The sequence below is a fragment of the Marinobacter alexandrii genome, from assembly GCF_005871205.1.
Taxonomy (GTDB): Bacteria; Pseudomonadota; Gammaproteobacteria; order Pseudomonadales; family Oleiphilaceae; genus Marinobacter; species Marinobacter alexandrii.
In genome coordinates this window covers 304,958-328,558 of sequence record NZ_SWKM01000014.1, presented here as the reverse complement: position 1 = coordinate 328,558, position 23,601 = coordinate 304,958, and the positions used below count along the sequence as shown (strand labels likewise).

The following is a 23,601-nucleotide window of genomic DNA, read 5'->3' as shown; positions in this document are numbered from 1 at the left end:
ATGAGTAGGATGAACATGCTCCAGGCCATCAACAATGCCCTGGACACGGCGATGGCCGAAAACGAGAAAGTACTGTGTTTTGGCGAAGACGTCGGTGTATTTGGCGGCGTTTTCCGAGCCACCAGCAACTTGCAACAAAAGTACGGTAAGGCCCGCTGCTTTAACACCCCACTGGTGGAACAGGGCATCATCGGCTTTGCCAACGGCCTGGCCGCGCAGGGCTCGGTGCCCGTGGCCGAGATTCAGTTTGCGGATTACATCTTTCCGGCGTTCGACCAGATCGTTAACGAATCCGCCAAGTTCCGGTACCGCTCTGGCAACCTGTTTGATGTAGGTGGCCTGACCATTCGAGCGCCCTATGGCGGCGGTATTGCCGGTGGTCTTTACCACTCGCAGTCACCGGAAGCCTATTTCGCTCACACACCCGGTCTGAAGATTGTGGTACCGCGCAACCCTCATCAGGCCAAGGGCCTGTTGCTGGGCGCGATTCATGATCCCAACCCTACCCTGTTCTTCGAACCCAAGCGGCTGTATCGCGCCTCCGTTGGCGAAGTGCCTGATGAGGATTACCGCCTGCCGCTGGGCGAAGCCGAAGTAATCAAGGAAGGCTCGGACATTACCCTGCTGGGCTGGGGCGCCCAGATGGAAGTGATCGAGAAAGCCGTGGAAATGGCCGAAAAAGAAGGCATTTCCTGTGAGATTATCGACCTGAGGACCATCCTGCCCTGGGATGTGGAAACCGTTGCCAACTCGGTGTTTAAAACCGGACGCCTGGTGGTCACTCACGAAGCTCCCCTGACCGGCGGTTTCGCCGGTGAAATCGCCGCCACCATACAGGACCGTTGCTTCCTGTATCTGGAGTCTCCGATTGCACGGGTTACCGGGATCGACACACCGTTCCCGCTGGTGCTGGAAAAAGAGCACCTGCCCAATCACCTGAAGGTCTATGAGGCCATCAGGGCGAGCGTCGATTTCTAGGCTGGTATCAGGACAGGAGAGTAACCATGAGTGATTTTATACTGCCCGATATCGGCGAAGGTATCGTGGAATGTGAACTGGTCAAATGGCTGGTCAGTGAAGGCGATCTGATCGAAGAAGATCAGCCGGTGGCCGAGGTAATGACCGACAAGGCCCTGGTGGAAATTCCTGCGCCCTACAAAGGCCGAGTGACTCGCCTTTATCATAAGGAAGGCGACATCGCGAAGGTGCATGCCCCGCTATTCGAACTGGTCGGCGAAGATGATGAATCCGGCGCTGGACAATCGAAGCCGGAAGCCAAAGAACCAGAGCCTTCAGCAGGACAAGAGCCCTCAGCGGGAGAAGAGCCCTCAGCGGAAGAAAAGCCGTCTGCCGAGCAGGCCTCCGTGGCCACCGCGAATCAGGGCGATGATGCCACCGAAGATTTTATCCTGCCGGATATTGGCGAAGGCATTGTTGAGTGTGAAGTGGTGGAATGGCGCGTTTCCGAAGGTGACGAGATTGAGGAAGACCAGCCCGTGGTAGACGTAATGACCGACAAGGCGATGGTTGAGATCACCGCACCCAAGGCCGGCCGAGTCACCAAGCTTTACCATCAGCAGCAGGAAATGGCGCAGGTGCACTCGCCTCTGTTTGCCTTTATCCCTCGCGAACGTGACGAGCCGGTCGAGCCGAAGGCCAAGCCCAGCCAGGCTCCCGCCCAGGATTCAGCGCCAGCCGCTGCGCAACCGGCGGCAGCACAGAACCGGCAACGCATTCCGGCCAGCCCGGCGGTTCGTCGATTGGTCCGGGAACACAGCCTGAATCTGGCCGACATTAGTGGTTCCGGTAAAGACGGCCGCGTGCTGAAGGCCGATGTGCTGGCTCATCTCGATAAGCCAGCAACCAAGCCCGAAAGCCAGGCACCTTCTGCTGAGGCCAAACCGGCACCCACTAGCGGTCGCCGGCAAGCAGCGGGCGAGCAAGAAGTTCGCGTTGAGCCGATCAAGGGCATGAAAGCTGCCATGGCCCGCAACATGGTCACCTCGGCAACCACGATTCCCCATTTCATCTACAGTGAGGACATCGATGTCACCGACCTGCTGGCCCTGCGCGAGAAGCTTAAAGTAGAGGCCGAAGCCAAAGGCTCGCGCCTCACCCTGATGCCTTTCTTTATGAAGGCCATGGCTCTGGCGGTGCAGGAATTCCCGGTGCTCAACAGCCGTATCAATGACGATGTCAGCGAGATTCACTACCTGTCCCAATGCAACATCGGCATGGCGGTGGACGGCAAGGCCGGCCTGATGGTCCCCAACGTCAAAGGCGTTGAAAGCCTGACTATGCTGGGCGTTGCTGACGAAGTGGCGCGACTGACCGAAGCCGCACGATCAGGTCGGGTCAGTCAGGAAGACCTCAAGGGCGGCACCATCACCATTTCCAACATTGGCGCATTGGGCGGCACCTACGCCTCACCCATTATCAACGTGCCGGAAGTGGCCATCGTTGCCCTTGGCCGGACCCAGAAGCTGCCGCGCTTTGATGCCAATGGTCAGGTCGTGGAACGGGCTATCATGACAGTAAGTTGGGCCGGTGATCATCGCATTATTGATGGCGGCACCATTGCCCGCTTCTGCAATCGATGGAAAAGCTACCTGGAATCGCCGCAGTCGATGCTGCTGCATATGGGCTAACGGGCAATCATGACGCAGGCAAAACAGATCCAGCAGTTCTACATACCCGAAGAGCAATCTGTTTACCTGCTCAGTCATGACGATGCCAAAAAGCTCAAGGACTGGGTGGCGCTGTGCGCCGCCCAGCTCCGCCAGCTCGGTTACCATGACATCGAGATGATTGGCAAAGGTGCCTACGGGTTCGTGTTTTCCGGCCGCCTCAGTCTGAAAGGCACGAGCGATCTGGAGCACGTATTCAAGTTCACCCGCATCAACCTGCCCCAGCACCTCCAGGATCGGCTGGAAGATGAAGCCTACATTCTCGAGCAGGTTCGGCACCCGAGAGTTCCCCGACTGATTTCCTACCAGCGCGCCCACAACCAGCCCATTCTGGTGATGGAACGGGCCGCAGGTCTTAATCTTGAAGAAGTATCCCTCCGTGAGGGTCGCCTGAAACCGCGGCTCATCATTCGAATTGCCGATCAGCTTGCGGACATACTGCGCAACCTGCGGCGTGAATCCGGCCCGGCCGGACGCCCCATCGTGCACGGCGACATCAAGCCTTCGAACCTGGTCTTCGACGCCAGCACCGAAAACATCGCCCTGATTGACTGGGGCTCGTCGGTGTTCGCACAGCTGGATGCCAACCAGCAGTTCATCACCGCCAATGTGATGGAGCTGATGTCCGATAACCTTCAGCAAACCAACGCCCGGCTCGGCGATGTCTATTTCATTGGCTCGGAACAGTTAAACGGCGGGCTCTCGTCACCGCGCTTTGACGAACAGGGCGCGGCCGGCACCCTGTATGCCCTGGCCTCGGGCCAGTCCTGCCGGTTCGGCCATCAGGCTATTCCGGCGTCTTCGCTCGGGCTACCCATGGAATTTGCGCGCATGCTGGATGGCATGCTGTCACCGGATCCGGAAACCCGCCGCATAGCCGGCGATTACTACCTGAGTGAAATGCCAAGAATGGCACACACCGTGATGATTGACCTGCCGGCCAAACCAGTCACGCCGCAGGTTCCGGTGTGGGTGCGGGCCTCGGACCAGGAGATTGATACAGTCGTTTACAGCTCCCGGAAGTCTTTCCTGAGGGAAGAAGGCGCGCCGGAAACCCTGAACGACGTCAACGACGTACAGCTGGACCGTTACTACAAGAACTTCATGCAAGGCATGGGCGAAACCGAAAAAGCCTTCCTGGCGGCGGTCAGTCGGTTAGGCCGATACCCGGTCGAAGGTGGCCTCGCGGTGCGCTGGGAGACCGACGGCGTGTACATCGACACCTCCCTGAACCTGCACGACCCGAGCCTTAAAACGGCCTTTGTGCAGGCGGTCAACAACATGGTGTATCTGGCCCAGGCAATCTATCGCAAGGGTATCTTCAAGAGCTGTCTGTTCAACGCCCGAAACACCCTGCACATTGATCGCGCCGACCCAGATCAGCCATTCCTGGTAACACCCGACATGAACCTGCACTACGAGGTCAGTTCGGCACCGGAGGTGGAAGACGAAACCCGCGTTCACTCCTACTTCGAGGACGGCCCGGATCCCGAAGAGTTTCTGGTACTGCCGGAAACCATCATCCATGCGTTGGAAGCGCTGAACAATATCCATCATACCGGGATGATCATCTTTGAAGCCCTGCCCAAGCACCTGAAGATTCACAGCCATTACCGGCTGCTGGATCCGGACCAGGAGCCGGAATTCAGCCGGCTGCTGGATGAAATCCTGTCGGCGGTGGAACAAATCACCGGGTTGGGCGTGTCCGGCTTCATGAAAATGCCCTACAAAGACACCCGATTTTTCCCCCACATCGAGCACCTGCCCGAGAGTTATTACCCCCGGAATCCCAGATCCACCGGCGTTACTTCTTGACCGACTACCTGAATGACCGGCCTGCCCTACAACTGTCCTGAATGACGGACAAAACCTGTACGTAAAGCCGGACATTTGTATCCAGAATTCAGGACAAGTTTGCACCTGTACGCTGACAATCCCCTATAAATCATACACGTGCGGATATGGTGCAGTTTTTGAATAGTTTTTAGTCGCAACTGTTGAGTTTTTTCAAAAATTCCAGGCACGCCTCAATAACAACAAGGAACATTGCATGCGACTATTTCTCCTGACCTTTTTGCTGTTCAGCCCGATGTGTTTTGGCAAGACCGTGGTCGTGATAGAAAGCTATCACGGCGGCTACAAATGGGATGCCGACTACGTTGCCGCTGTAAAATCGGTATTAGGAACAAAGCACGATATTCACATCCTCGAATTGGACACCAAGCGGCTGAAAAAATCGGAATGGCCCCAGAAAGTTGCCGAGATTCAGCAGGCCGTTGCCAGCATTCAGCCAGATGTTGCCATTCTCGGCGACGACAACGCCTTTACCCTTATGGCCGAGCATTTGGTGAGCCAGCAGATTCCCGTTGTGTTCCTGGGTGTCAACGGCGGCCCGGAACAGCACCCGACACTAAACCACCCTCTGGTGACGGGCATCCTCGAGCGGCCATTTTTCGGAGAGAGTATTCGACACCTGCGCAAGGTGCTGAAGAAGAATGAACGCTTTCTGGTCCTGATGGATGATTCACCAACCATGCGCAATGCGGTAAATGAGTATTTCGGGGATGAGCGCCAGCCTACCCTCTACGGGTCGCGTCTCGATATTGTCCTGACCAATGACAAGCAAACCTGGCTGGAATCGGTGTTTAACGCCCATTACCGGTACGACGCGATTGTTGTTGGCACCTACCACACCATCCGCGACGAAAACGACAACTACGCGCCGCCGAAAGAAATCATGACCGAGGCCTACAACCGCGCCCAGGTGCCGATCTTCTCATTCTGGGACATCTTTGTGGGTGAGCAGGCAGGCATAGGCGGCTTCACCGTATCTGCCCATCAGGAAGGGCTGACCGCAGCGCGCCTGGCGTCGATGATCCTGAATGGGATGAAACCGGACCGCATTCCGCAGATGAAATCCCTGAGCGGGCATTACGTGTACAGCCGCAGCGGCATGGAGCACTGGGATCTGGAGCTGTCCTCGCTGATTTCCAGCCAGTCCAATTTTGTGGATTAGCTTCGCCGCCCTGCTCCTTTAACTTGGTAGCCACTCAGCGCTGAGTGGCTTATCACTGGGCCTGGTCAGCGGGCTGCGGGTTTCGCTGGCTCTCCATCGTCAGTAACGCCTGTTTACGCTCAAGCCCCCAGCGGTAGCCTCCGAGCTGACCATCGCCCCTAAGCACCCGGTGACACGGAACCAGCAAGCCAATCCGATTCTTGCCGCAAGCCGTCCCGACGGCACGGGTAGCCTTGGATTTGCCAATGCCATTGGCCACATCGCTGTAGCTGAGCACCGAGCCTTCCGGAATGGTCCGCAGGAAGTTCCAGACCTTGATCTGAAATGCGGTACCACGGATATCGAGAGGAATATCAGGTCTTGGCGCCGCGTTATCAATGTGACGATCCAGCGCTTCAATCCATTGATCCAGCTCCGGGGCGTGTTGCGCTGAGGAAGCACTCAGGTCTGCCTTGGGAAATTCGCGTTGGAGCGCATCGAGCAGTGAATCAGCAGTATCGTCAAACTGCACAAAACACACGCCCTGGTCGGTGGCCGCCATCATCACCAGGCCCAGTGAGGTATTCCGATAGGCGTAGCTGATACGCTCGCCCTCGGCACCTGCCCGGTACGCCGTTGGCGTCATTCCCATGCTGCGTTTTCCCTCGCCATACACCCGGCTCACAGAGCCATACCCGGATTCAAAAATGGCATCCGTTACGCCACTGCCCTGCCTGAGCGATTGCTTGAACTGGCGCATCCGCGCAGCGTCTTGATAGGTCTTGGGCGACACCCCGAGAACGTCCTTGAACACTTTCTGCAGGCGCGACGGAGACAGCCCCACTTCCTCAGCCAGACTTGCCAGCGTGAGTGGTTGGTCGGCTCGCTGTTCAATGGTACGCGCCAGCTGAATCATCTGGGCACGACGTTTATCGGAATCGCGCCCGGAATTGGTACCTTGCATTGTCGTTTCGCTTGGCATTGGCATCACCGCATCCTCATTCCTGAAACCATACAACCATCAGAACCGGTTTCCTATGCTGATGCCATCCGAATCTTGCCCGATTCTTGCTGCCACGAATGCATGAACCCGTCGCCGTTGTTGGCACACTGTGTGGTGGTGCACGGAATACAGTAAAGATCTGGTCGATACTCAACCCATTCGCACAACCCCATCACATCCAGAGAGGGTTACTCGTATGAATTCCGCCAAACTCAGCACCGTCAGCACCGTCAGCAAGGGCCTGTTATTGTCCGCTGCACTCGCCGTCAGCTCTCAGGCCCAGGCCAACAGCGTTAACGTCATTTTTGCGGCCGAAAACGCCCTTTACGGCGCCGGCTATTACATTGGCCGGGCCGATGGCTGGATGGACAAAGCCCTGCGACAAGGCATTCGCGATTTCCAGACTCGTAATGGCACACTGGAAGCTTCCGGTGTTCTGGACCCAGACACTCTTTCTGCACTTGGGATTTCCAACAGCTCCGGGCAAGCAATATCAGGTAACGTCGTCGCCAACAAAACAGCGGCCCTGGCCGCCTTAGGCATCTCTGAACCCAAGCCCGGTTCCAAGGCTCAACCTCAGCGCCGCCTCCAACCCAAGCCTGCGTTCTCGGTGAAGGAAATCGCGCCCGAGCCAGCCGCTGCGCCAGTTGCTGCCAGCACACCCGCTGAATCTGATAACACGCAGGGCTTGGCCGTTGCTGAGAAACCCAAGCCACAGGTTCAATCCCAGAGCCAGCCCAACAAACCGGCGGACGCCGTTGTTTCCGAGCCGACTCCCAAAGCTGCTCCCCAAACTACCGCCACCCCGCCAACCAAAGTTGTGAGCGAGTCGGCTCCAGCGCCCGCAGCACACTCATCCCCCTCAGCACCCAAGGCGGAACCGGTACCACAGTCCGTTGAAAAGCCTGCGCCTGGCACCGATGTGGCCAAGGTGAAGTCTCCAGCCCCCGAAACCGCAGAGCCCACTAACGCGGAAACCGTCGCATGGATGAGGCAATTGCCAAACGAGGCGACTGCCGCCGAAAAGACGGAAGTGGACGAGCCGGTTGCACAAGCCCCGAAAACAGAGGCGCAGGAAACGCCAACAGCACAGACAGCGCAGAGAGAAAAACACGCTGAGCCAAAGGATGACCGCAACATCTTTGGCAGCCTGTTCCGCTTCCTCTTTGGCTGGATGGTGTAACGCCATCCCGGTTGTTTTGGCGTAAACAGGCAGCGCACCGCGCTTAGGATTTATTGGACCTATCTTCTTCAGTTTGCTTCTAATCGGCCGTTAAGTTACCCATCATTAGAACAACTAGAAGGTAAAAAAATGGCTGCCTCTGCGCTGGAATCGATTGAGCGAAAACTGGGTGTACCCGGCAAACTTCTCATTGCCCCGGTCTTCATCCTGCTGCTTTTTGCGTTTGTCACCTTTTACAGCGTCCGTGAGTTCCAGATACTCGACGAAAGCATGGACACTGTCGCTCGGGATCTGGCGCCCGATACGGCCACGGCTACAGACGCGTTAATCAACCTCTACCGAATGAGGCTTCGGGTTTTCGACTACTATTCCACCGGCAACGAAGAGCTTCTCTCGTCGTTTTCCGAGCTGGAAGACGAATTCGAAGAAAGTATGGCGAGCGCCCAGGAAGACATCCACGATCCGGAACGCGCCCGGCTCGTTGACGAAATCGAAAGGGCCACCCGGCAATACGCAGCTGCTTTTAAAAACGAGCTGGTGCCAGCCAAGAAACAGGTGTTGTCGATCATCCGGGATGAACTGGATGTTCACGGTCCTAACGCCTCTAAAGCGCTGCGGCGCGCACTGGACGGTGTCGCCAACCGAAACCCGGATAGCCGGTTAAGGGCCGTACTTGAGCAACTCATCAGCGATACCCTGATGATGCGCATGTCCGCCCAACGCTATTTCGCTAATGGTGATGAGGCCTCCAAAAAATCGCTTGGCTACGCCATTGAAGATCTTCAGGACGCACTCGGTTTGATCGACGAGTCGGACGTGCCCGACTTCGTTCGGGAGTATTTCGACACGGCAGTCCAGGAACTTGCAGGTTATCAGGCCGCGGTTGAGAAACTGCTGGTCCAGCAAAATATCGTAATACAGGTAAAAAACCAGAAGCTGGATACTCTCGGACCTGAAATAGCCGAGATGGCTAGAAGACTCGAAGACAATGTATTTGGGGCTCTTGAAGCAGTAGCTGACGACGCCGACGCAAAAACCGACAAAGCTTTGCAGTTCACCATCGCCGCCTTCGCCGTGTCGGTAGTACTTGGCTTAATCGTTGCCATTCTGATGAGCCGATTGATGGGCTCGAGCGTGAAGCGGGCAAGACGGGAAATCCTGGATTATCTGGAAGCGATCAGTGCCAATAACGGCGATGTCTCTACCCGACTGACGAAGGGCCGGCCCGACGAAGTCGGCGATTTCATTGGCGCCGTTAACTCCTTCCTTGAAACCCTGGAAGACACCATCAGCCAGATTGTGACTGCCTCGCACCAGCTGACAACCGAATCGGAATCACTGTCCGGGATTACTAACCGTACCACCGCCAACTCCGAGCAACAGCGGGATCAGATCACTCAGGTGTCTGCCGCCATGCAAGAGATGGTGTCTACCTCGGAGGAGATCGCCTCCAACACCAACGATACCGATGAGTCTGCACGACAGGCAGCCTCCCTGGCCGAAAACGGCCAAGAGACGGTGACAACAGCCATCAAGGCGGTGTCGGATCTGGCCCACCAGGTGGAAGAAGGCTCGACTCGAATTCAGCGCCTGGAAAACGAATCCGGCGAAATCGGCAGTGTTCTAGAGGTGATTCAAAACATCGCAGAACAGACCAACCTGCTGGCTTTGAATGCCGCCATTGAGGCTGCCCGCGCTGGTGAGGCAGGTCGTGGCTTCGCCGTGGTCGCCGATGAGGTTCGCGGATTGGCTAAACGAGTGCAGGACTCAACGGTCGACATTGAGCGCATTGTCTCCAACCTGCAGGAAGGTGCCGCCGGAGCAGTTGTGGACATGAGCCGGGCCAAGCAAATGGCCAGTGAGGCAACCACAGAAGCCGGTAAATCCGGGACTGCCCTGTCGAACATTCTTTCCGCCGTACACCGCATCGTTGAAATGACCACACAAATCGCCAGTGCAACGGAGCAGCAACGAGCTACTGCGGCAGAGATGACGCAAAATGTTGAAGCAAGCAGTGGGGCTATCGACAAGCTCGCCGAGGACATCGGGCATGTAAACCAGTCGAGCAAATCGCTGGCCGGAATGGCAGACGATCTGGACGTTCTGGTGCGCCGGTTCAGGGTTCGCTAGGAAAGATTTTTTACAATCGAAGGAAGGCATGGATTGCCCGGGGCCGGCCGAGGGTTAAACGGCCAGATTACTACTACCCCGGGCATGTCTGGAAGACATTAAAACTTCCAGAAAGGCGTGCTCAGCTTTTGATGAACCACGTCAGGTGAAAAACCAACGTCATTCAGCAGGCGACGGTCAGTGGTCATCACCAGGTGAACGAAGTTGCGTTTCATGCGCCAGCCTTTATAGAAAGAAGCAGCTCTTTTCATATCGTATCTCCAGTTTCAGTAGTCATGAGTTTCGGAATTCGAAACCCTGTTTGATTAGGCACCTATTCTAATGACTTGACGTTACAGTCTGAATACTTGGAAACACTTATCAGAGCCTCTGCAAGGCCGTTTTAACGCAATTTAATGAAAAAAACCGGGCCTGAAATGGCCCGGTTTTCAGAGTTCGTGAGTTTTCTTCAGGAGGCATGTCCATTCTGCACCAGAGTCTGGTAAATCTGGTCTTTCAGGTGTGCCCGCTTTTGCTTCAAACGATGGAGTTTGTCATCTCCGATTGGCGCATCACGCCTTTCCAGCCCCTCGATTTCCTGGTCCAGCTCTGAGTATTGCCTGAACTTGTCCCCGAACTTGGGGTCGTTGGTTTTCAATTGATCAATCAGATCGCTGTACTGAGGAAACTCTTCGTGAAGCTCGTGACTGGAAATTCCCATAACGGTGCTCTCCTCTCCGATTCTGAGTTTGGTTCGGTGGCTTCTTTATAATAGCTGAGGCTGCCATTTTCGGGGGGCCTTTGACAAATCGCTAATAACGCTCTGTGCTTGGTGGGTATAGCATGGGAATACGACACACAGCCTTACCTCGGGACACGCACGAATGACGTTTGCACGAATTGCCGGCACTGGTTCTTACCTGCCTGAGAATATCGTTACTAATCAGGACCTCGAAAAGATGGTCGATACCACCGACCAATGGATTCGGGAGCGCACTGGCATTGAACGTCGACACATCGCCGTGGAGGGCCAAACAACAGTTGATCTGGCCGAGCCCGCCGCCCGTCGCGCGATTGAAGCCGCAGGCATTGAGCCCGGCGATATTGATCTGATCGTCTTTGCCACGTCCACGCCTGACAAAATATTCCCCAGTTGCGCCTGCATCCTTCAGGCCCGCCTAGGCATTCGTGGCTGCCCCGCCTTTGATATCCAGGCAGTTTGCAGTGGCTTTGTCTACGCTCTCGCTACCGCAGAAAAGTTCGTCAAAACCGGAACCAGTAAGAAAGCTCTCGTGATTGGCGCCGAGGTATTTTCCCACATCATCAACTGGGAAGACCGTGGCACCTGCGTACTGTTCGGCGATGGCGCCGGCGCCGTGGTTCTCGAGGCCAGTGAAGAAACCGGCATTCTCTCCACCCACCTCCACGCCGATGGCCAGTACGAAGATCTGCTCCATGTGCCTTATGGCATTGCCGACGGCTACGACCAGGTGAAAGCCGGTAAGGCCTTTGTGGAGATGAAAGGCAACGAAGTCTTCAAGGTAGCCGTAAACACTCTCGGGAAGATTGTCGACGAAACCCTCAACGCCAATCAGATGCAGAAATCCGATGTGGACTGGCTGGTGCCCCATCAGGCTAACCTCAGGATCATCTCGGCGACCGCCAAGAAGCTCAACATGCCCATGGATCGTGTGGTGGTGACCGTCAACGAGCACGGTAACACCTCGGCCGCCTCTATTCCGCTGGCACTCGACGTTGCGGTTCGGGATGGTCGCATCCAGCGCAATGAAGTCCTGCTGCTGGAAGCCTTTGGCGGCGGATTTACCTGGGGTTCCGCACTGCTGCGTTACTAAGCCAGGCCCTGCGCGCCTGGTTGCCTGATCCAGTCCCAAATCCTTATTGTCGAGACAGGCTCGCCTCCTGTACACTGTATTTTTATACAGCATTACGCATTCACTGCGAGGAGTAACCATGGCGGTACAAGCAGTCTATTTTTCCGAGAGGGACGGCCTTGATATGGCGCTTAAACATCCTGACACCATGCTCTTTACGTCTAAAGCCGATGCGGATGCTCGGGATAAGATTCTGGAGCTGGCGGAAGAAATACAGGTGTTTCTAAGCCGGAAGGTTGAAGGATTAAGCGATGACCAGGCAGAGCAGTGTGCCATGGCCATCGCCGAAGAGCGGGATTTGTTTCAGAAAGCCCTGAAAAAGCCGGAGCTGCTAAACGCCGGGGATCAAGCTTAAAACCGACGTTCAGATGGGCAGCCTCGCTGCCCTTTTCAGTTGGAGTTCCAGTTACCATCCCGGTAGCTCTCCAACCCTCCGTCTCCCCACCGAAACAACCAAAGCCAGCGATTCTCGACCAACTGCCTGACATCAGCCTGCTTCCGCAAGACAGCCTCTATCCGCTCAGGCGGGGCATCAATGACCACATGAAGCCGGATAGGCTCGTGCCTCCACTTCTGGTCATCATGGACCGACTGGAGTGACAAGCCCAATCGCAAGTCCGGGTTATTGCCCTCAACGACACCCATGTTCCCGCCAACCACCGAATGCAGCAATTTGTTACCCGCTCCAAAGGTATCCGGTGCAGAGACCGACCCCAGGTACTGCAAATTTATCCAGTTGGCAACAATCATTGGCGCGCTCATTAGTGACTCCAGAATTACACCATCGGCATCCAGAACCGGATCGTAGTCATGCAGGAAGACCCGGCCCTGGAGATTGATACCGCGAGTGCGAGAACGCTTGGCGAAGATGATCGCGGCGTTGTTGGCGAGCCCCCATTCGGGCCGGATTTCAGACCAGCTTGAAGTCCGTTTCACCATCGAATTCAACAAAATCTCATCATTGAGGCCATTGAGCCCAAGCGCGGTGGCACGTTCACGGCGGGTGCGTTTACCTGCTTCTTCGAGACTCTGTTCCAGCTGAATCACAGCATCCAGATAGGCATTCGGGATCAAATCTCTTTGCAGGATCGTCACGCAGTCCGTCACCGTGCAGTGTTCAGCGGCAACAGCAATGGTGAAATCCGGAATCCGTATGCCCCTGTCCACCAGTCCGGCACGAATAACCGGATCGTTGATCAAATCAGCGGCAACACAGGCATTCAATCCACCGTTTTGGCCACCACAAGCACCGCAGGCCAGGCTCGCCCGATGTGGGTTGTTGTCGCCGTGGCTGCCGTGACCCACGAAAACCAACAAGGACGGAAAGTCAGTGGTTTTCGACATTCCTCGCAACAGTTTTTCAGCCAAGCTGACTCGCTCGCTATCTGAGACCGGATCACCACCGTGACAATGATAGAGACGACGATTGGCGGGTTCGAAGCTCGCGCCAGGTGTCTTAGCCTGATTCAGGCTGTCGCGGAGGAGCTTCCAGGCCCAGGCCAGCCCAGTGCTTTCCACGAGGGTGAAGCTTGAGAAGCTGCTGTACTTGGCCTTTCGAATCGATTGCCGAATGGTCTCCCTCGAATCTGCAGACCTGCACGTGTTGAGATCCTGCGCCAGGCTCCCGGTTGAATCCACCAATCGGTACGCTGGTGCCAACAAACCGGGCAGTCTGACCTCACCTTCGTTCGGAGTGAGCGTCTGGTGCACCACGGGCATGCCAAAGAACCCGGCAAAGCCAATGGTCTCAATATTCGAGGAGCAATCCTCAAGATGACGACGCATCAGCTCTGACCGGACATCAATACAAAATACCGCTTGGACAGTGGCTGGTTTGTTGGTCGGTTTCCCGGATTCTCCACCCTTGCCACGGCGAAACAGCGATGCGGTTAACTGGCACTTGTACCCGTATTCGTAGGCCCTGTGCCATACCCTTTCATAACCTTTGACGGACTTGCCCGGATCGGTAACAAAATCCAGGTTACGGAACCTTCCCCAGGCCCGTTGCCACTGATAGCGCTGATCTGTATTTGCACTGTCAACAGCGATGGCCTCCCAAACCAGAAACACCACCAGCAGCTCGCTTGCGATACTGCTTTCTCGTCCTTCCAGGCTTTCTCTCCAGTCCACACCTCGACACCAGGATGCCCAGCCCACCAATTCAAACAACAATCTGGACGCCAGTTTTTCGATGTCGGAGCCTGAAAGGCTAAGAATTTTATGCGCCCATTCATAGGCTTGAAGATGGTTCTTTGAAATCGACTTTAACTCTTCACGAGCGCGTTTCACGCCCACTCTGCGATCAAGCGTTATGTCATGGATGGACTGTTCCAGCCAGCTTTTGAACAACGAATGCGAGGTGTCTCGCAAAAAGTCCCGTGACTGTTGCTGATCGAAGAACAACCCACAGGCGCGCGCCACTTGCTCTCGTACCGTTTCGATCGCTGGTAAGCCATCAGCCCCCCGGATCTGTTCAAGCATGAGCGGAGCAGACTGAGATGGGTCTGACTCGTCTTTCTCCAAAGCGAGAAAAAGCTGTTCAACCGGGAGGGAACTTCCCAGTTCCTCGATAGCCCCACTGAGGTCCTCCTGTTTAATGCGTCCACCCCGCCAGGCGCTGCGGTAGAAAGCCATGGGCATGAACATAGATGTCTTTGGTTGAACACCAGGTATCTGGCTGGCCTGCTCCGCGGGACAATGCCTGACGCCCCACCATGGGTTCACAGCAATCCAGCGGTTCAACGGCCAGCTTGGCGGAATCATTGAACAAGACGGGAGAACCGTCGGGGGGCTTGGCCACCCACCAAGTTCCGCCTTGTTTCCGGAAAAGGCTGTGTTCAACATGATTTTTCTCCCAGTACGGAAATACCGTTTTTCGATGGTAGAGCGCCGGTCTGTTTTCCTCGGAAGTGGCTGGATAGCCGAGCCGTCATGCGATCAAACGGCAACATCAGATAGAACCCGTGACTGACATGGATTCTGAGCAACGTCGCAGCACGACCTGCAGGACAGAAAACGATCACGGAGGAGAGCAATAGAAGAACGAGCAACACCACCATGCCGATTACCAGGGCAAAAAACGGTAATTGGGCATTGGCGGGCTGGAAAAGGATCGGATCTAACAGCCAATGAAGCACACCGTAGATCGGCAGAAGTGCCAATGCCAGAGAACCGAGCAGTAGCCTGCTGCCAACTCGGGTTCCTGAAGGGATTCCCGCAACCGCACCGCTGATCGCCAAAATCAGAATTCCAGCGAGCACGGGATTGTTGTTAACGAGACCCGGGATAAACCAAAGCACTGCAGCCGCCAAGCATCCGGCCGCCAAAGCCCAGCTCAATCTCACCCGGTTGGCGGCCTCCCGGATTGGCATGACACTCGATGCGGCCACAGTGCGACCCGATGCCAGAAACGAATGAGCTTTGTACAGGGAATGTGCGAGAAGATGGAGAAATGCGAGGGTGTAGGCGCCCATGCCGATCTCGAAGAGCATAAAGCCCATTTGAGCCGAGGTCGACCACGCCAGCGCGTGCTTTACAGACGACTGGCTCATCATGGCAAGAACCGCAACCACGGCCGTGAGCCCACCAATACTCAGCAACAACAGGTGTCCGGCGGTGAAGCCCTCGAAGACCGGGTAAAGCCGAAGCCAGAGGAACCCGCCCAGATTAATGACGCCCGCGTGCAGCAGAGCGGAGACTGGGGTGGGCGCTTCCATGACCCGCAACAACCAACCGTGAAAGGGAATTTGGGCGCATTTGAGAATGGCCGCGACAGCAAACAAAACACTGGCCACGTCCAGCGCCAGGGAGCCGGACACTCCTGTGTGCGCTACCTGTAACATTTCCGGAAGGTGGAAGGTGCCGTAGTGGCGGTATAAAAGCAACACGGCACCGACAACACAAATATCCCCCACGCGGCTAATGATGAACTTCTGCAGAGCCGCCAGCCGCGCTTCCGGGCGATGCCCATAAAGCGTGAGCAAATGATGCAGGGCGAGGCTGACGCCCACCCAGGCTCCTGCCAGTACCAGAAGGTTGTCGGTGAAGAGTAATAACAGCACGCTGGCCAGTGTTGTCAGGAACCATGGCAAGAACCGGGCGCGTGTTGGATCGCCTCGAAGGTAGTTTTCCGCGTACCTCAAGATGACCCACCCGATGAATGCCACCAGCAACGCCATCCAAACGGCCAGCCCGTCCGGATAGAGACCAAACTGACGCCCCAGTTCCGGCACGCCGCCCCCCAGCAACAAAAGGATGCCCACCATTACCGTCGACACCATGGATGCTTCAAAAAGGCGGGACGCTATCCGCCAGCAATGATCCAGTTTTAACGGATTGCGGGTCCAACTGCTGAATGCCGCTAGCACCAATAATGCGACCGGCAAAATCAGCCAGACCAGCAACGCCGGCATGGACAAAAAAATCAGAAATTCCTGCATAAAAGCCCCCTCAAGTATGAGGTTTACTGTGCAGGGGATAGCTTTATATAAAAAATAGTTTATAAAGATTGAATCGTTCGTTTTAAAAGAACAGTTAAGAGGCCCCTGGCATGAGACTCAATTACCACCACCTCTTCTATTTCTGGACCGTCGCGAAAACAGGGCACCTCACCCGCGCAGCCGAGTCCTTACACGTGTCTCAGTCGGCACTGTCCGGTCAGATCCGGAAGCTGGAAGACAGCCTCGGTTACCAACTGTTCGTTCGGGAGGGGCGCCGACTGAAGCTTTCAGAAGCCGGTCGAGTGGCGTTTGAATACGCAGAAGAGATCTTCAGGCAAGGCGAGGAACTGACCGAACTGTTCCGCTCAGGAGCGCAAACCAATCGGGAAAGCCTGAAAATTGGCGCTGTGGCGACCCTGTCCCGAAACTTTCAGGAAGGGTTTCTCCGACCGCTGCTGGGCCGGGAAGACCTGGAGCTCATTATTCAAAGTGGCACCCTGGATGACCTGCTACGCAGGCTTTCAGCACATCGCCTGGATCTGCTGTTGTCGAATCAACCCGTGCACGGGGATGAAGAAAATCCCTGGCGCTCCCGACGCATTGCCCGTCAGCCAGTCAGCTTGATCGGACGCCCTGATAAAGCCAACAGCGGATCCTTTTCGGATCTGCTCTCCAATCGAAGCCTTATTGTTCCGGGCCGGGAGAATAATATTCGCCATGCCTTTGACCAGCTATGTGACTACCACAAGCTCAGCCCACGCATCGTTGCTGAGGTGGACGACATGGCGATGATGCGGCTTCTGGCGAGGGACACTCACCATGTCGCCGTTTTGCCACCGGTCGTGGTCCGGGACGAGTTGAAATCCGGAACCCTTCAGGACTATGGGGCATTACCCGGTGTGTTTGAGGAATTCTATGCCATCAGCATCCGACGACAATTTGAGCCGCCGCTGCTGACGAGTCTGTTGTCTCAGCCAGCGGACGAGCTATTGACCAGCTCGGCAAATTGGTCGTTCTGACTAGCCCCACTGGCAAAACCTGCCATCCAACAAGGGCTGGCACAACCGTATACTCAATTTCAAACGACCTAAACAAAAAAACGTCCCGGGCCCTTTTTATGACCAGATCCAGCGCCGCTTCCTCCCCATTAATTATCATCATTGGTGCCGGCTTTGGTGGGCTAGGCATGGCCATTAAACTCAAGAAAGCAGGCATCGACTCCTTTACTGTGCTTGAGAAAGGCTCGGGTGTGGGAGGAACCTGGCGAGATAACACCTATCCCGGTGCCGCCTGCGACGTGCAATCCCACTTTTACTCCTATTCCTTCGAACCCAAACACGACTGGACCCGCAAGTTCGGACTGCAAAACGAAATTCTTGGATACATGGAACATTGTGTTGAGAAGTACGCATTAGCCAACCACATCCGTTTCAATTCCCCTGTCGGTAAGGCCCACTTTAATGAAGCCCAGAACCAATGGTCGGTTACGTTGACCAATGGCGAGGAGCTGACAGCCAATGTAGTGATCACCGCAACAGGTCAACTGAACCAGCCGGCCTGGCCCCGGATTGAAGGCATGGATCGGTTTGCAGGAACGCTGTTTCATTCCGCCCGCTGGGACCACAGCTACGACTTTGCTAACAAACGCGTAGCGGTGATCGGCACTGGCGCCAGTGCCATCCAGTTTGTGCCAGAGCTGGCGAAAACCGTAAAATCCCTGAACCTGTTTCAGCGATCGGCCGCCTGGGTACTTCCCAAACCGGACCGGCCGTTCAAGCGCTGGGAACAGGCGCTGTTCCGTGCCATTCCGGCCTGGGATCGGCTTTACCGCTACCTGATCTATTGGAAGAACGAAAGCCGGGCCCTGGTCTTTACCAGGCTCAGCGGCTTGCTGGAGATCTTTGCCCGCAAAGCCCGGCGAGAGGCTAAAAAACACGTCACCGATCCGGAAAAACTGAAACACGTTATTCCGGATTACCAGATCGGCTGCAAGCGCATCCTGATTTCCAATGACTGGTATCCGGCCATTAACCAGTCCAACGTCAGTCTGGTGACTGACGCCATTGATCACATTGATACTGACGGCATAGTTACCCGCAATGGTGAGCACCACCCTGTCGATGCGATTATTTGCGGCACCGGATTCCAGGCCTCGGATTTTCTCGCGCCTATGGAAATTACCGGTCGAGCCGGGGTGAACCTGAACAAGGCCTGGGAAACGGGCGCGTCGGCCTTCAAAGGCATTACCGTTAGCGGATTTCCCAACCTGTTCATGCTCTATGGCCCGAACACCAACCTTGCCCACAACTCCATTGTGTTCATGCTCGAATCCCAGATTCGCTACGTTCTGGACGCCCTGGAGGCGCTAAAAAAATACCCGGGTTCAGCCATGGATGTCCGGCAGGATCGGCAAGAGCGTTTTTCTTCGGTGGTGCAGGAAGGCTTGGAGCATAGTGTCTGGAGTTCTGGCTGTACCTCCTGGTATCTGGATGCCAACGGCAAGAACACCGTGAACTGGCCTGGCTTTACCTTTACCTACCGGCTGGCTACCCGCCGCGTGGACACTGCTGATTACCAGTTTATTGACCCGCCTCGGGGCGCTTGAGCATACGTACTGAGTAACTCCCCCTCTAATCCAGCGTTGTCGATGGGTTGCAGACTCACCAAATTCATAGGATGATTGGTCTATTGGTTATAGGATGATTGGTACATGCTCGAAAAAATACGCAAAGGCTCGCTGGTAAACACGGCCATCGAAAGTCTCAGACAAGCCATTGAATCCGGTCATTGGCCCCTCGGCAGCAAGCTGCCGGTGGAATCCGAGCTGTCCGAGGCGTTAGGCGTAAGCAGAAACACTGTGCGTGAAGCGGTTCGGGTTCTGGTGCACGTGGGGATACTGGAAACCCGCCAGGGCGACGGCACTTACGTTCGCTCAACCCGGGACGCCGGCGAAACCCTGAGAAGAATTGGCAGGACTCACCTCGCCGACCAGTTGGAAGTGCGTCTTATGCTCGAGACCGAGGCCGCCAAACTTGCAGCCACGAGGCGGACAGATCGAGATCTGAGAGTGATGGAAGAAGCGCTGGACGCCCGTGCCAAAGCCGGTGCGTCAGTGGCAGACCGGGTTCGACACGATCAGGCCTTTCACCATAGCCTGGTGGCTGCGTCCCATAACTCCGCGCTATCTGAGCTCTACGATTACTTTTCCCATGGCATCCGGGAAACCATCGAGCGCACGGAAACAGAAGCCGATCTGCCCGAGCCCTCCCAAGAAGATCACGAACTCCTGCTGGCCGCTGTTCGTCGCCGGGATCCAGTCAAGGCAGAACAACTGGCCAGATCCCTACTCCAACCCAGCCTTCGGGCCTTGCAAGGCCGGGAATCCTGATTCATGAAATTCAAGATCGACACCTTCACCCTACTGTTACTTGGCGCCATCGTTCTTGCCTCGGTGGTGCCAGCCACGGGTGACATCGGTGACGCACTGGCAATAGCTGGGACCGTCGCCGTTGCCCTGCTCTTTTTCTTCCACGGTGCCGCGCTGTCGCGGGAACAGATTATTGCCGGTGCCATGCACTGGCGGCTCCACATTCTCATCACCGCCATGACCTTTGTGTTTTTCCCGCTGGTGGTTCTGCCCATCAATGGCCTGAGCAGTCTGGCACCCTCCTGGATGCCCAAAGATCTGGGGCTTGGCTTTTTATACCTAGGCGTGCTGCCCTCAGCGGTGTCGTCTTCAATCGCCTATACCGCCTTGGCTCGGGGCAACGTTCCTGCTGCGATCTGTAGCGCCGCGGCTTCCAACGTGTTCGGAATGATGCTGACTCCGTTCCTGTTGCTTTTGCTGGTGAGCACATCAGGCGCCGGTGATTTTTCCATAGCGGAGGCGTTCAAGGACATCATGCTGCAACTGCTTCTGCCCTTCGCTGTGGGCCACGCTCTGAGGCCTTGGCTAGGTGGTTTTCTGGGTCGCAATGAGGGGTTGATGGCGCGTTACGATAAATGTGTTATCTGGCTGATTGTCTATTCAGCGTTTTCATATTCCGTGGAAAGCGGGCTGTGGCAGAACCTGCCGGCGAAAGCGATCATCCTGACCATTGTGCTCTGTGTCGCTTTGCTGACTTTATTCATGATCATAGCGAGGTTACTTGTCCGCTATTTTGGGTTCAGTTTGCAGGATGAGGCGGCGGTTGTTTTTTGCGGGTCGAAGAAGAGCCTGGCTTCTGGCTTGCCAATGGCAAAAGTACTTTTTTCGGGCCACCCAGGCTTTGGGATGATCGTGCTGCCGATCATGTGCTACAACCAGACTCAGGTCATTCTCGGTGCTATTCTGGCCCAGCGCTACCGGGCCAAAATGGATGCGATGGCGGGCACTGCGCAGGATTAACTCCCTCCGGCCATGCCGCCAAACAGGCTCGCAAGGATCGCCAGACCGACAATCCAGCCGATTACGGCGGGCCAGAAGTTAACCAGTTGAGGGGGCTGGTCTGCCTCCTCAGCATCCATCTCCGCATTGCCGGCTTGTGACTCATCGCCTTGCTCAACAATACCCTGCAGACTGGTCCATTCAAACCAGTCGCCCAGAAACTGGGCCACCGGAGCAGGCAGACTGCCATTGTCAGCCATCGGCCTGACCTGTGGTTCGAGTTGACGGGCAATCTCCCGGCGCACTGGTGCCTGATCTGCCGGCGGCTCACAGAGGATCGCCTTCCAGATACCCACATCCCGGCTCCGTCCTGAATCATTCAGCAGGGCGTTAATCTGAATGACAACCTCCCGGACAATCTGCCCCTCATTGGCATCCAGGGCGCGATCAGGCTCCAGTGGCTGATTGCTCGCCAAAGGTCGCGGGGTCTCAGGTTTCGGAGCGCCCCCGGTTGCTTCTCGAAAAGCACGATCCAGTTTTTCAGCTTCCTCGCCCGAGGCAAACTTCAGTTGCTGCTCGTAGGCCAGCTGTATTCGTTGACGATCTTCCGTTGGCTCAATTCCCAGTACTTCCCAACAATTCATAAAGCTGCAGCTCCCAGCTCTCAGATTCATTACATTTTTGAGAGACAAACCGTGTGTAGTCCCCTACGATAGTTCAAAACATTAACGTGATGCGCCCCTCTTTGGCTTGGCAAAGTATAGATCTTCACCCATAACGAGTTCGACAGTGACGTCACTAAATAAAACACCTCTGGCTATCAACGCCGCCACCTGCGCGTTTGTCGCGGCACTTACCCTACCCGCCCCAACCTCGGCTCAAACTGGAGAACTCGGGCTATACGCGGAGTTTCTTACTGCAGAGGGTGAGCAATCCAAAATACCTGAGGTATTAACCACAACTCGGCTGCGCCAATCGAAACTGAAAGTGCCGGGCACCACAACCATTATTACCGGCGACATGATTCGCGACCTTGGAATCATGAACCTGGTGGAGGTGTTCCGGCTTGTCCCCGGCATGGTGGTCGGCGAATACGGCAGCAACAACCAGGTAACCACCTACCATGGCACTTCCCAATACGAACAACGGCGGCTTCAGGTTCAGATTGACGGTCGAACAGCCTACAAAGCAAGCCTGTCTGACGTCGACTGGATCGCGATACCGGTTGCTCTCGAAAACATCGAGCGAATCGAAGTTAGCCGTGGCCCAAATGCCGCCGCCCATGGCATCAATGCCTTTCTCGGCAGCATCAACATAATTACCCGTTCCCCTTATGATACCGCAGGTGCCGAAGCATACACCTCGGTCGGCTCCCGGGGCCACTTGCGAACCTTTACCTCGGTCGGTGACAGCTCTGAAGAGGGTAGCTGGCGCTTATCCTACGAAAAACGCAAATCGAACGGATTCGACCGACAAAAGGATGACGAGAAAGAGAAGTTCCACGATGGCTTCGACATCAACAACTTCAACTTTGACAGCCTGCTGGCCATTGATAACGACCATTCGATCGACTTTCGGGCTGGCGTGGTCGATGGCGTAAATGAAGAAGACAGTGAAAAATCAGGCAAGCTGGAATCCACCACCAATCCAGACATCATTCTTGACACTTACTATCTGCAAACCCGGTTCAACGGGGCCATTTCCGACAGCCATTTCTACCACCTTCAAGCCAGCTACCAGAACCAGCGACGGCGTCAGCGGTGGTCGATCTCAGTTCCTGCCGACGAGTTCATCCAGCTATTGCCACCGGGCGCGCCATTTCCGACGGATCAGGGTCCCTTTGTAGCGGACCTCAATGAGGATGCCGAAGAATCCCGTCTCGAGTTCGAGCTGCAGAATACCATCATATTCAATCCCGAATTCAAACTGGTATCTGGCCTGGGCTATCGGAAAGACACCTTTGACTCGGAGACCTTCTTCAACGGTCGCGGCAACAATTACCAGAGCCGGGTATTTGCCAATGCTGAGTATTCGCCCTTCAATTGGGTCACGTTCAACGCGGGTGGCAACTGGGAGACTACCACCACAACCGATGAGGGCTATTTTTCGCCGCGGGTTGCCACAAACTTCATCATCAATGACAACCACGCCATACGCTTTGTCTTCTCCAGGGCCGTGCGAACACCGGATGCCTTTGAACAGGACCCGGATTGGTCCTACCGGCCGCGCAACGTCCAGCCTCCATTCGAGGCTTTGGAGGGCATTCGTTTCGAGGTTAAGGATCTGGTGGATCAAAGCACCTCCACGTTTGGCGAAGAGCTGGAAGAGGAAACCATCACCTCTCGTGAAATCAGTTACTTCGGCCAGTACCACCTGGGCTCTGCCCTGATGAGCGTTGAAGTACGGTATTTCAATGACTATCTTCGAGATATGATCAGCGGAGTGATCAACGAAGAGGACTGGTACATCGACAACAACGTCGCAGTGGATCAGGAAGGAGTCGAGCTCGAAAGTTCACTGGAGTTCTCAGGTACCCTGTTGCGCGCGACCTACGCCTATCTTGATCAGGACAGTCGCTATACGGGCGATCCCGATAAGCTTCCACCTAGCACCCAATCACGAGCCGTAGACCTGATGGGACGACTTTCCGCTCGCCATTCAGGGAGCATGGCATGGATCCAGGAGCTACCCTGGTCGCTAACCTCCTCCGCCGCTTTTTATCTTGCACACGAGGTGCGGGGAACCCGTTTCAAACGCGCTGACTTCCGACTCGCCCGTCGGATAGACCGGCGTAATTTCAGCTATGTACTGGCATTCACCATGCAGCATTACATCAATATGGAGCCGTGGATGAGCCCCGACAACATCATTGATGAACCTAATCAGTATTTCGTTGAGGCCGGAATTCGCTTCTGAACGCAGTCCAA

Annotated in this window: 19 protein-coding genes; 13 read left to right on the top strand and 6 right to left on the bottom strand. The window is 55.7% G+C overall.

Annotated elements, in window-relative coordinates; translation table 11 throughout:
* The 4 genes from FCS96_RS15395 (at position 1) to FCS96_RS15380 (ending at position 5,703) form a co-directional block, all read left to right on the top strand.
* Positions 1-978, top strand: coding sequence for an alpha-ketoacid dehydrogenase subunit beta (locus FCS96_RS15395; protein ID WP_138441261.1), 978 nt, complete (start codon positions 1-3; stop codon positions 976-978).
* 26 nt (positions 979-1,004) lie between these two features.
* A complete protein-coding gene (locus FCS96_RS15390) occupies positions 1,005-2,648 on the top strand; it encodes a dihydrolipoyllysine-residue acetyltransferase (RefSeq protein ID WP_138441260.1) in 1,644 nt (547 codons plus the stop codon).
* 9 nt (positions 2,649-2,657) lie between these two features.
* Positions 2,658-4,502 carry a serine/threonine protein kinase gene (locus tag FCS96_RS15385; protein WP_138441259.1) on the top strand — a complete coding sequence of 615 codons (1,845 nt, stop codon included), beginning with the start codon at positions 2,658-2,660 and terminating at the stop codon, positions 4,500-4,502.
* Positions 4,503-4,737: 235 nt separating this feature from the next.
* Positions 4,738-5,703, top strand: a complete 966-nt coding sequence (locus FCS96_RS15380; RefSeq protein WP_138441258.1) for an ABC transporter substrate-binding protein — start codon at positions 4,738-4,740, stop codon at positions 5,701-5,703.
* A gap of 52 nt (positions 5,704-5,755) precedes the next feature.
* Here FCS96_RS15380 and FCS96_RS15375 read toward each other — a convergent pair whose 3' ends face one another.
* Positions 5,756-6,646, bottom strand: coding sequence for a bifunctional transcriptional activator/DNA repair enzyme AdaA (locus tag FCS96_RS15375; RefSeq protein WP_228264127.1), 891 nt, complete (start codon positions 6,644-6,646; stop codon positions 5,756-5,758).
* Positions 6,647-6,881: 235 nt separating this feature from the next.
* Here FCS96_RS15375 and FCS96_RS15370 point away from each other — a divergent pair, with 235 nt between their 5' ends.
* Both FCS96_RS15370 and FCS96_RS15365 read left to right on the top strand, forming a co-directional pair.
* Positions 6,882-7,868, top strand: coding sequence for a peptidoglycan-binding domain-containing protein (locus FCS96_RS15370; RefSeq protein ID WP_138441256.1), 987 nt, complete (start codon positions 6,882-6,884; stop codon positions 7,866-7,868).
* Positions 7,869-7,997: 129 nt separating this feature from the next.
* Positions 7,998-9,998, top strand: coding sequence for a HAMP domain-containing methyl-accepting chemotaxis protein (locus FCS96_RS15365; protein ID WP_138441255.1), 2,001 nt, complete (start codon positions 7,998-8,000; stop codon positions 9,996-9,998).
* Between the two features lie 98 nt (positions 9,999-10,096).
* On the opposite strand, the gene FCS96_RS20080 is transcribed toward FCS96_RS15365, so the two are convergent.
* Positions 10,097-10,249 carry a hypothetical protein gene (locus FCS96_RS20080; RefSeq protein WP_171040811.1) on the bottom strand — a complete coding sequence of 51 codons (153 nt, stop codon included), beginning with the start codon at positions 10,247-10,249 and terminating at the stop codon, positions 10,097-10,099.
* A gap of 197 nt (positions 10,250-10,446) precedes the next feature.
* Positions 10,447-10,698 carry a YdcH family protein gene (locus tag FCS96_RS15360; RefSeq protein ID WP_138441254.1) on the bottom strand — a complete coding sequence of 84 codons (252 nt, stop codon included), beginning with the start codon at positions 10,696-10,698 and terminating at the stop codon, positions 10,447-10,449.
* 163 nt (positions 10,699-10,861) lie between these two features.
* On the opposite strand from FCS96_RS15360, the gene FCS96_RS15355 reads away from it, so the two are divergent.
* A complete protein-coding gene (locus FCS96_RS15355) occupies positions 10,862-11,830 on the top strand; it encodes a beta-ketoacyl-ACP synthase III (protein ID WP_138441253.1) in 969 nt (322 codons plus the stop codon).
* A gap of 118 nt (positions 11,831-11,948) precedes the next feature.
* Positions 11,949-12,224: a YebG family protein gene (locus FCS96_RS15350; RefSeq protein ID WP_138441252.1), complete on the top strand. Its 276-nt coding sequence runs from the start codon at positions 11,949-11,951 to the stop codon at positions 12,222-12,224.
* Positions 12,225-12,259: 35 nt separating this feature from the next.
* On the opposite strand, the gene FCS96_RS15345 is transcribed toward FCS96_RS15350, so the two are convergent.
* Together FCS96_RS15345 and FCS96_RS15340 are read right to left on the bottom strand one after the other, a co-directional pair.
* Positions 12,260-14,713, bottom strand: a complete 2,454-nt coding sequence (locus FCS96_RS15345; protein WP_138441251.1) for a YbcC family protein — start codon at positions 14,711-14,713, stop codon at positions 12,260-12,262.
* Positions 14,707-16,308 (bottom strand): NADH-quinone oxidoreductase subunit L, encoded by a 1,602-nt coding sequence (locus tag FCS96_RS15340; RefSeq protein WP_138441250.1) that lies wholly within the window; start codon positions 16,306-16,308, stop codon positions 14,707-14,709. The genes FCS96_RS15345 and FCS96_RS15340 overlap by 7 nt, the downstream gene beginning before the upstream one ends.
* 110 nt (positions 16,309-16,418) lie before the next feature.
* On the opposite strand from FCS96_RS15340, the gene FCS96_RS15335 reads away from it, so the two are divergent.
* The 4 genes from FCS96_RS15335 to FCS96_RS15320 all read left to right on the top strand — a co-directional run bounded on the left by FCS96_RS15335 (position 16,419) and on the right by FCS96_RS15320 (position 20,695).
* Complete coding sequence (locus tag FCS96_RS15335) at positions 16,419-17,327, top strand: LysR family transcriptional regulator (RefSeq protein ID WP_138441249.1); 909 nt, start codon at positions 16,419-16,421, stop codon at positions 17,325-17,327.
* 98 nt (positions 17,328-17,425) lie between these two features.
* Entirely contained in the window at positions 17,426-18,913 is a 1,488-nt protein-coding gene (locus FCS96_RS15330; RefSeq protein ID WP_138441248.1) for a flavin-containing monooxygenase, read from the top strand.
* A gap of 105 nt (positions 18,914-19,018) precedes the next feature.
* A complete protein-coding gene (locus FCS96_RS15325; protein WP_138441247.1) occupies positions 19,019-19,696 on the top strand; it encodes a FadR/GntR family transcriptional regulator in 678 nt (225 codons plus the stop codon).
* Between the two features lie 3 nt (positions 19,697-19,699).
* Positions 19,700-20,695: a bile acid:sodium symporter family protein gene (locus FCS96_RS15320; RefSeq protein WP_138441246.1), complete on the top strand. Its 996-nt coding sequence runs from the start codon at positions 19,700-19,702 to the stop codon at positions 20,693-20,695.
* Here FCS96_RS15320 and FCS96_RS15315 read toward each other — a convergent pair.
* A complete protein-coding gene (locus tag FCS96_RS15315) occupies positions 20,692-21,318 on the bottom strand; it encodes a J domain-containing protein (RefSeq protein ID WP_138441245.1) in 627 nt (208 codons plus the stop codon). The two genes, FCS96_RS15320 and FCS96_RS15315, sit on opposite strands and share 4 nt — an antisense overlap.
* A 145-nt stretch (positions 21,319-21,463) precedes the next feature.
* On the opposite strand from FCS96_RS15315, the gene FCS96_RS15310 reads away from it, so the two are divergent.
* Entirely contained in the window at positions 21,464-23,590 is a 2,127-nt protein-coding gene (locus FCS96_RS15310; protein WP_228264126.1) for a TonB-dependent receptor plug domain-containing protein, read from the top strand.
* Positions 23,591-23,601 lie beyond the last annotated feature (11 nt).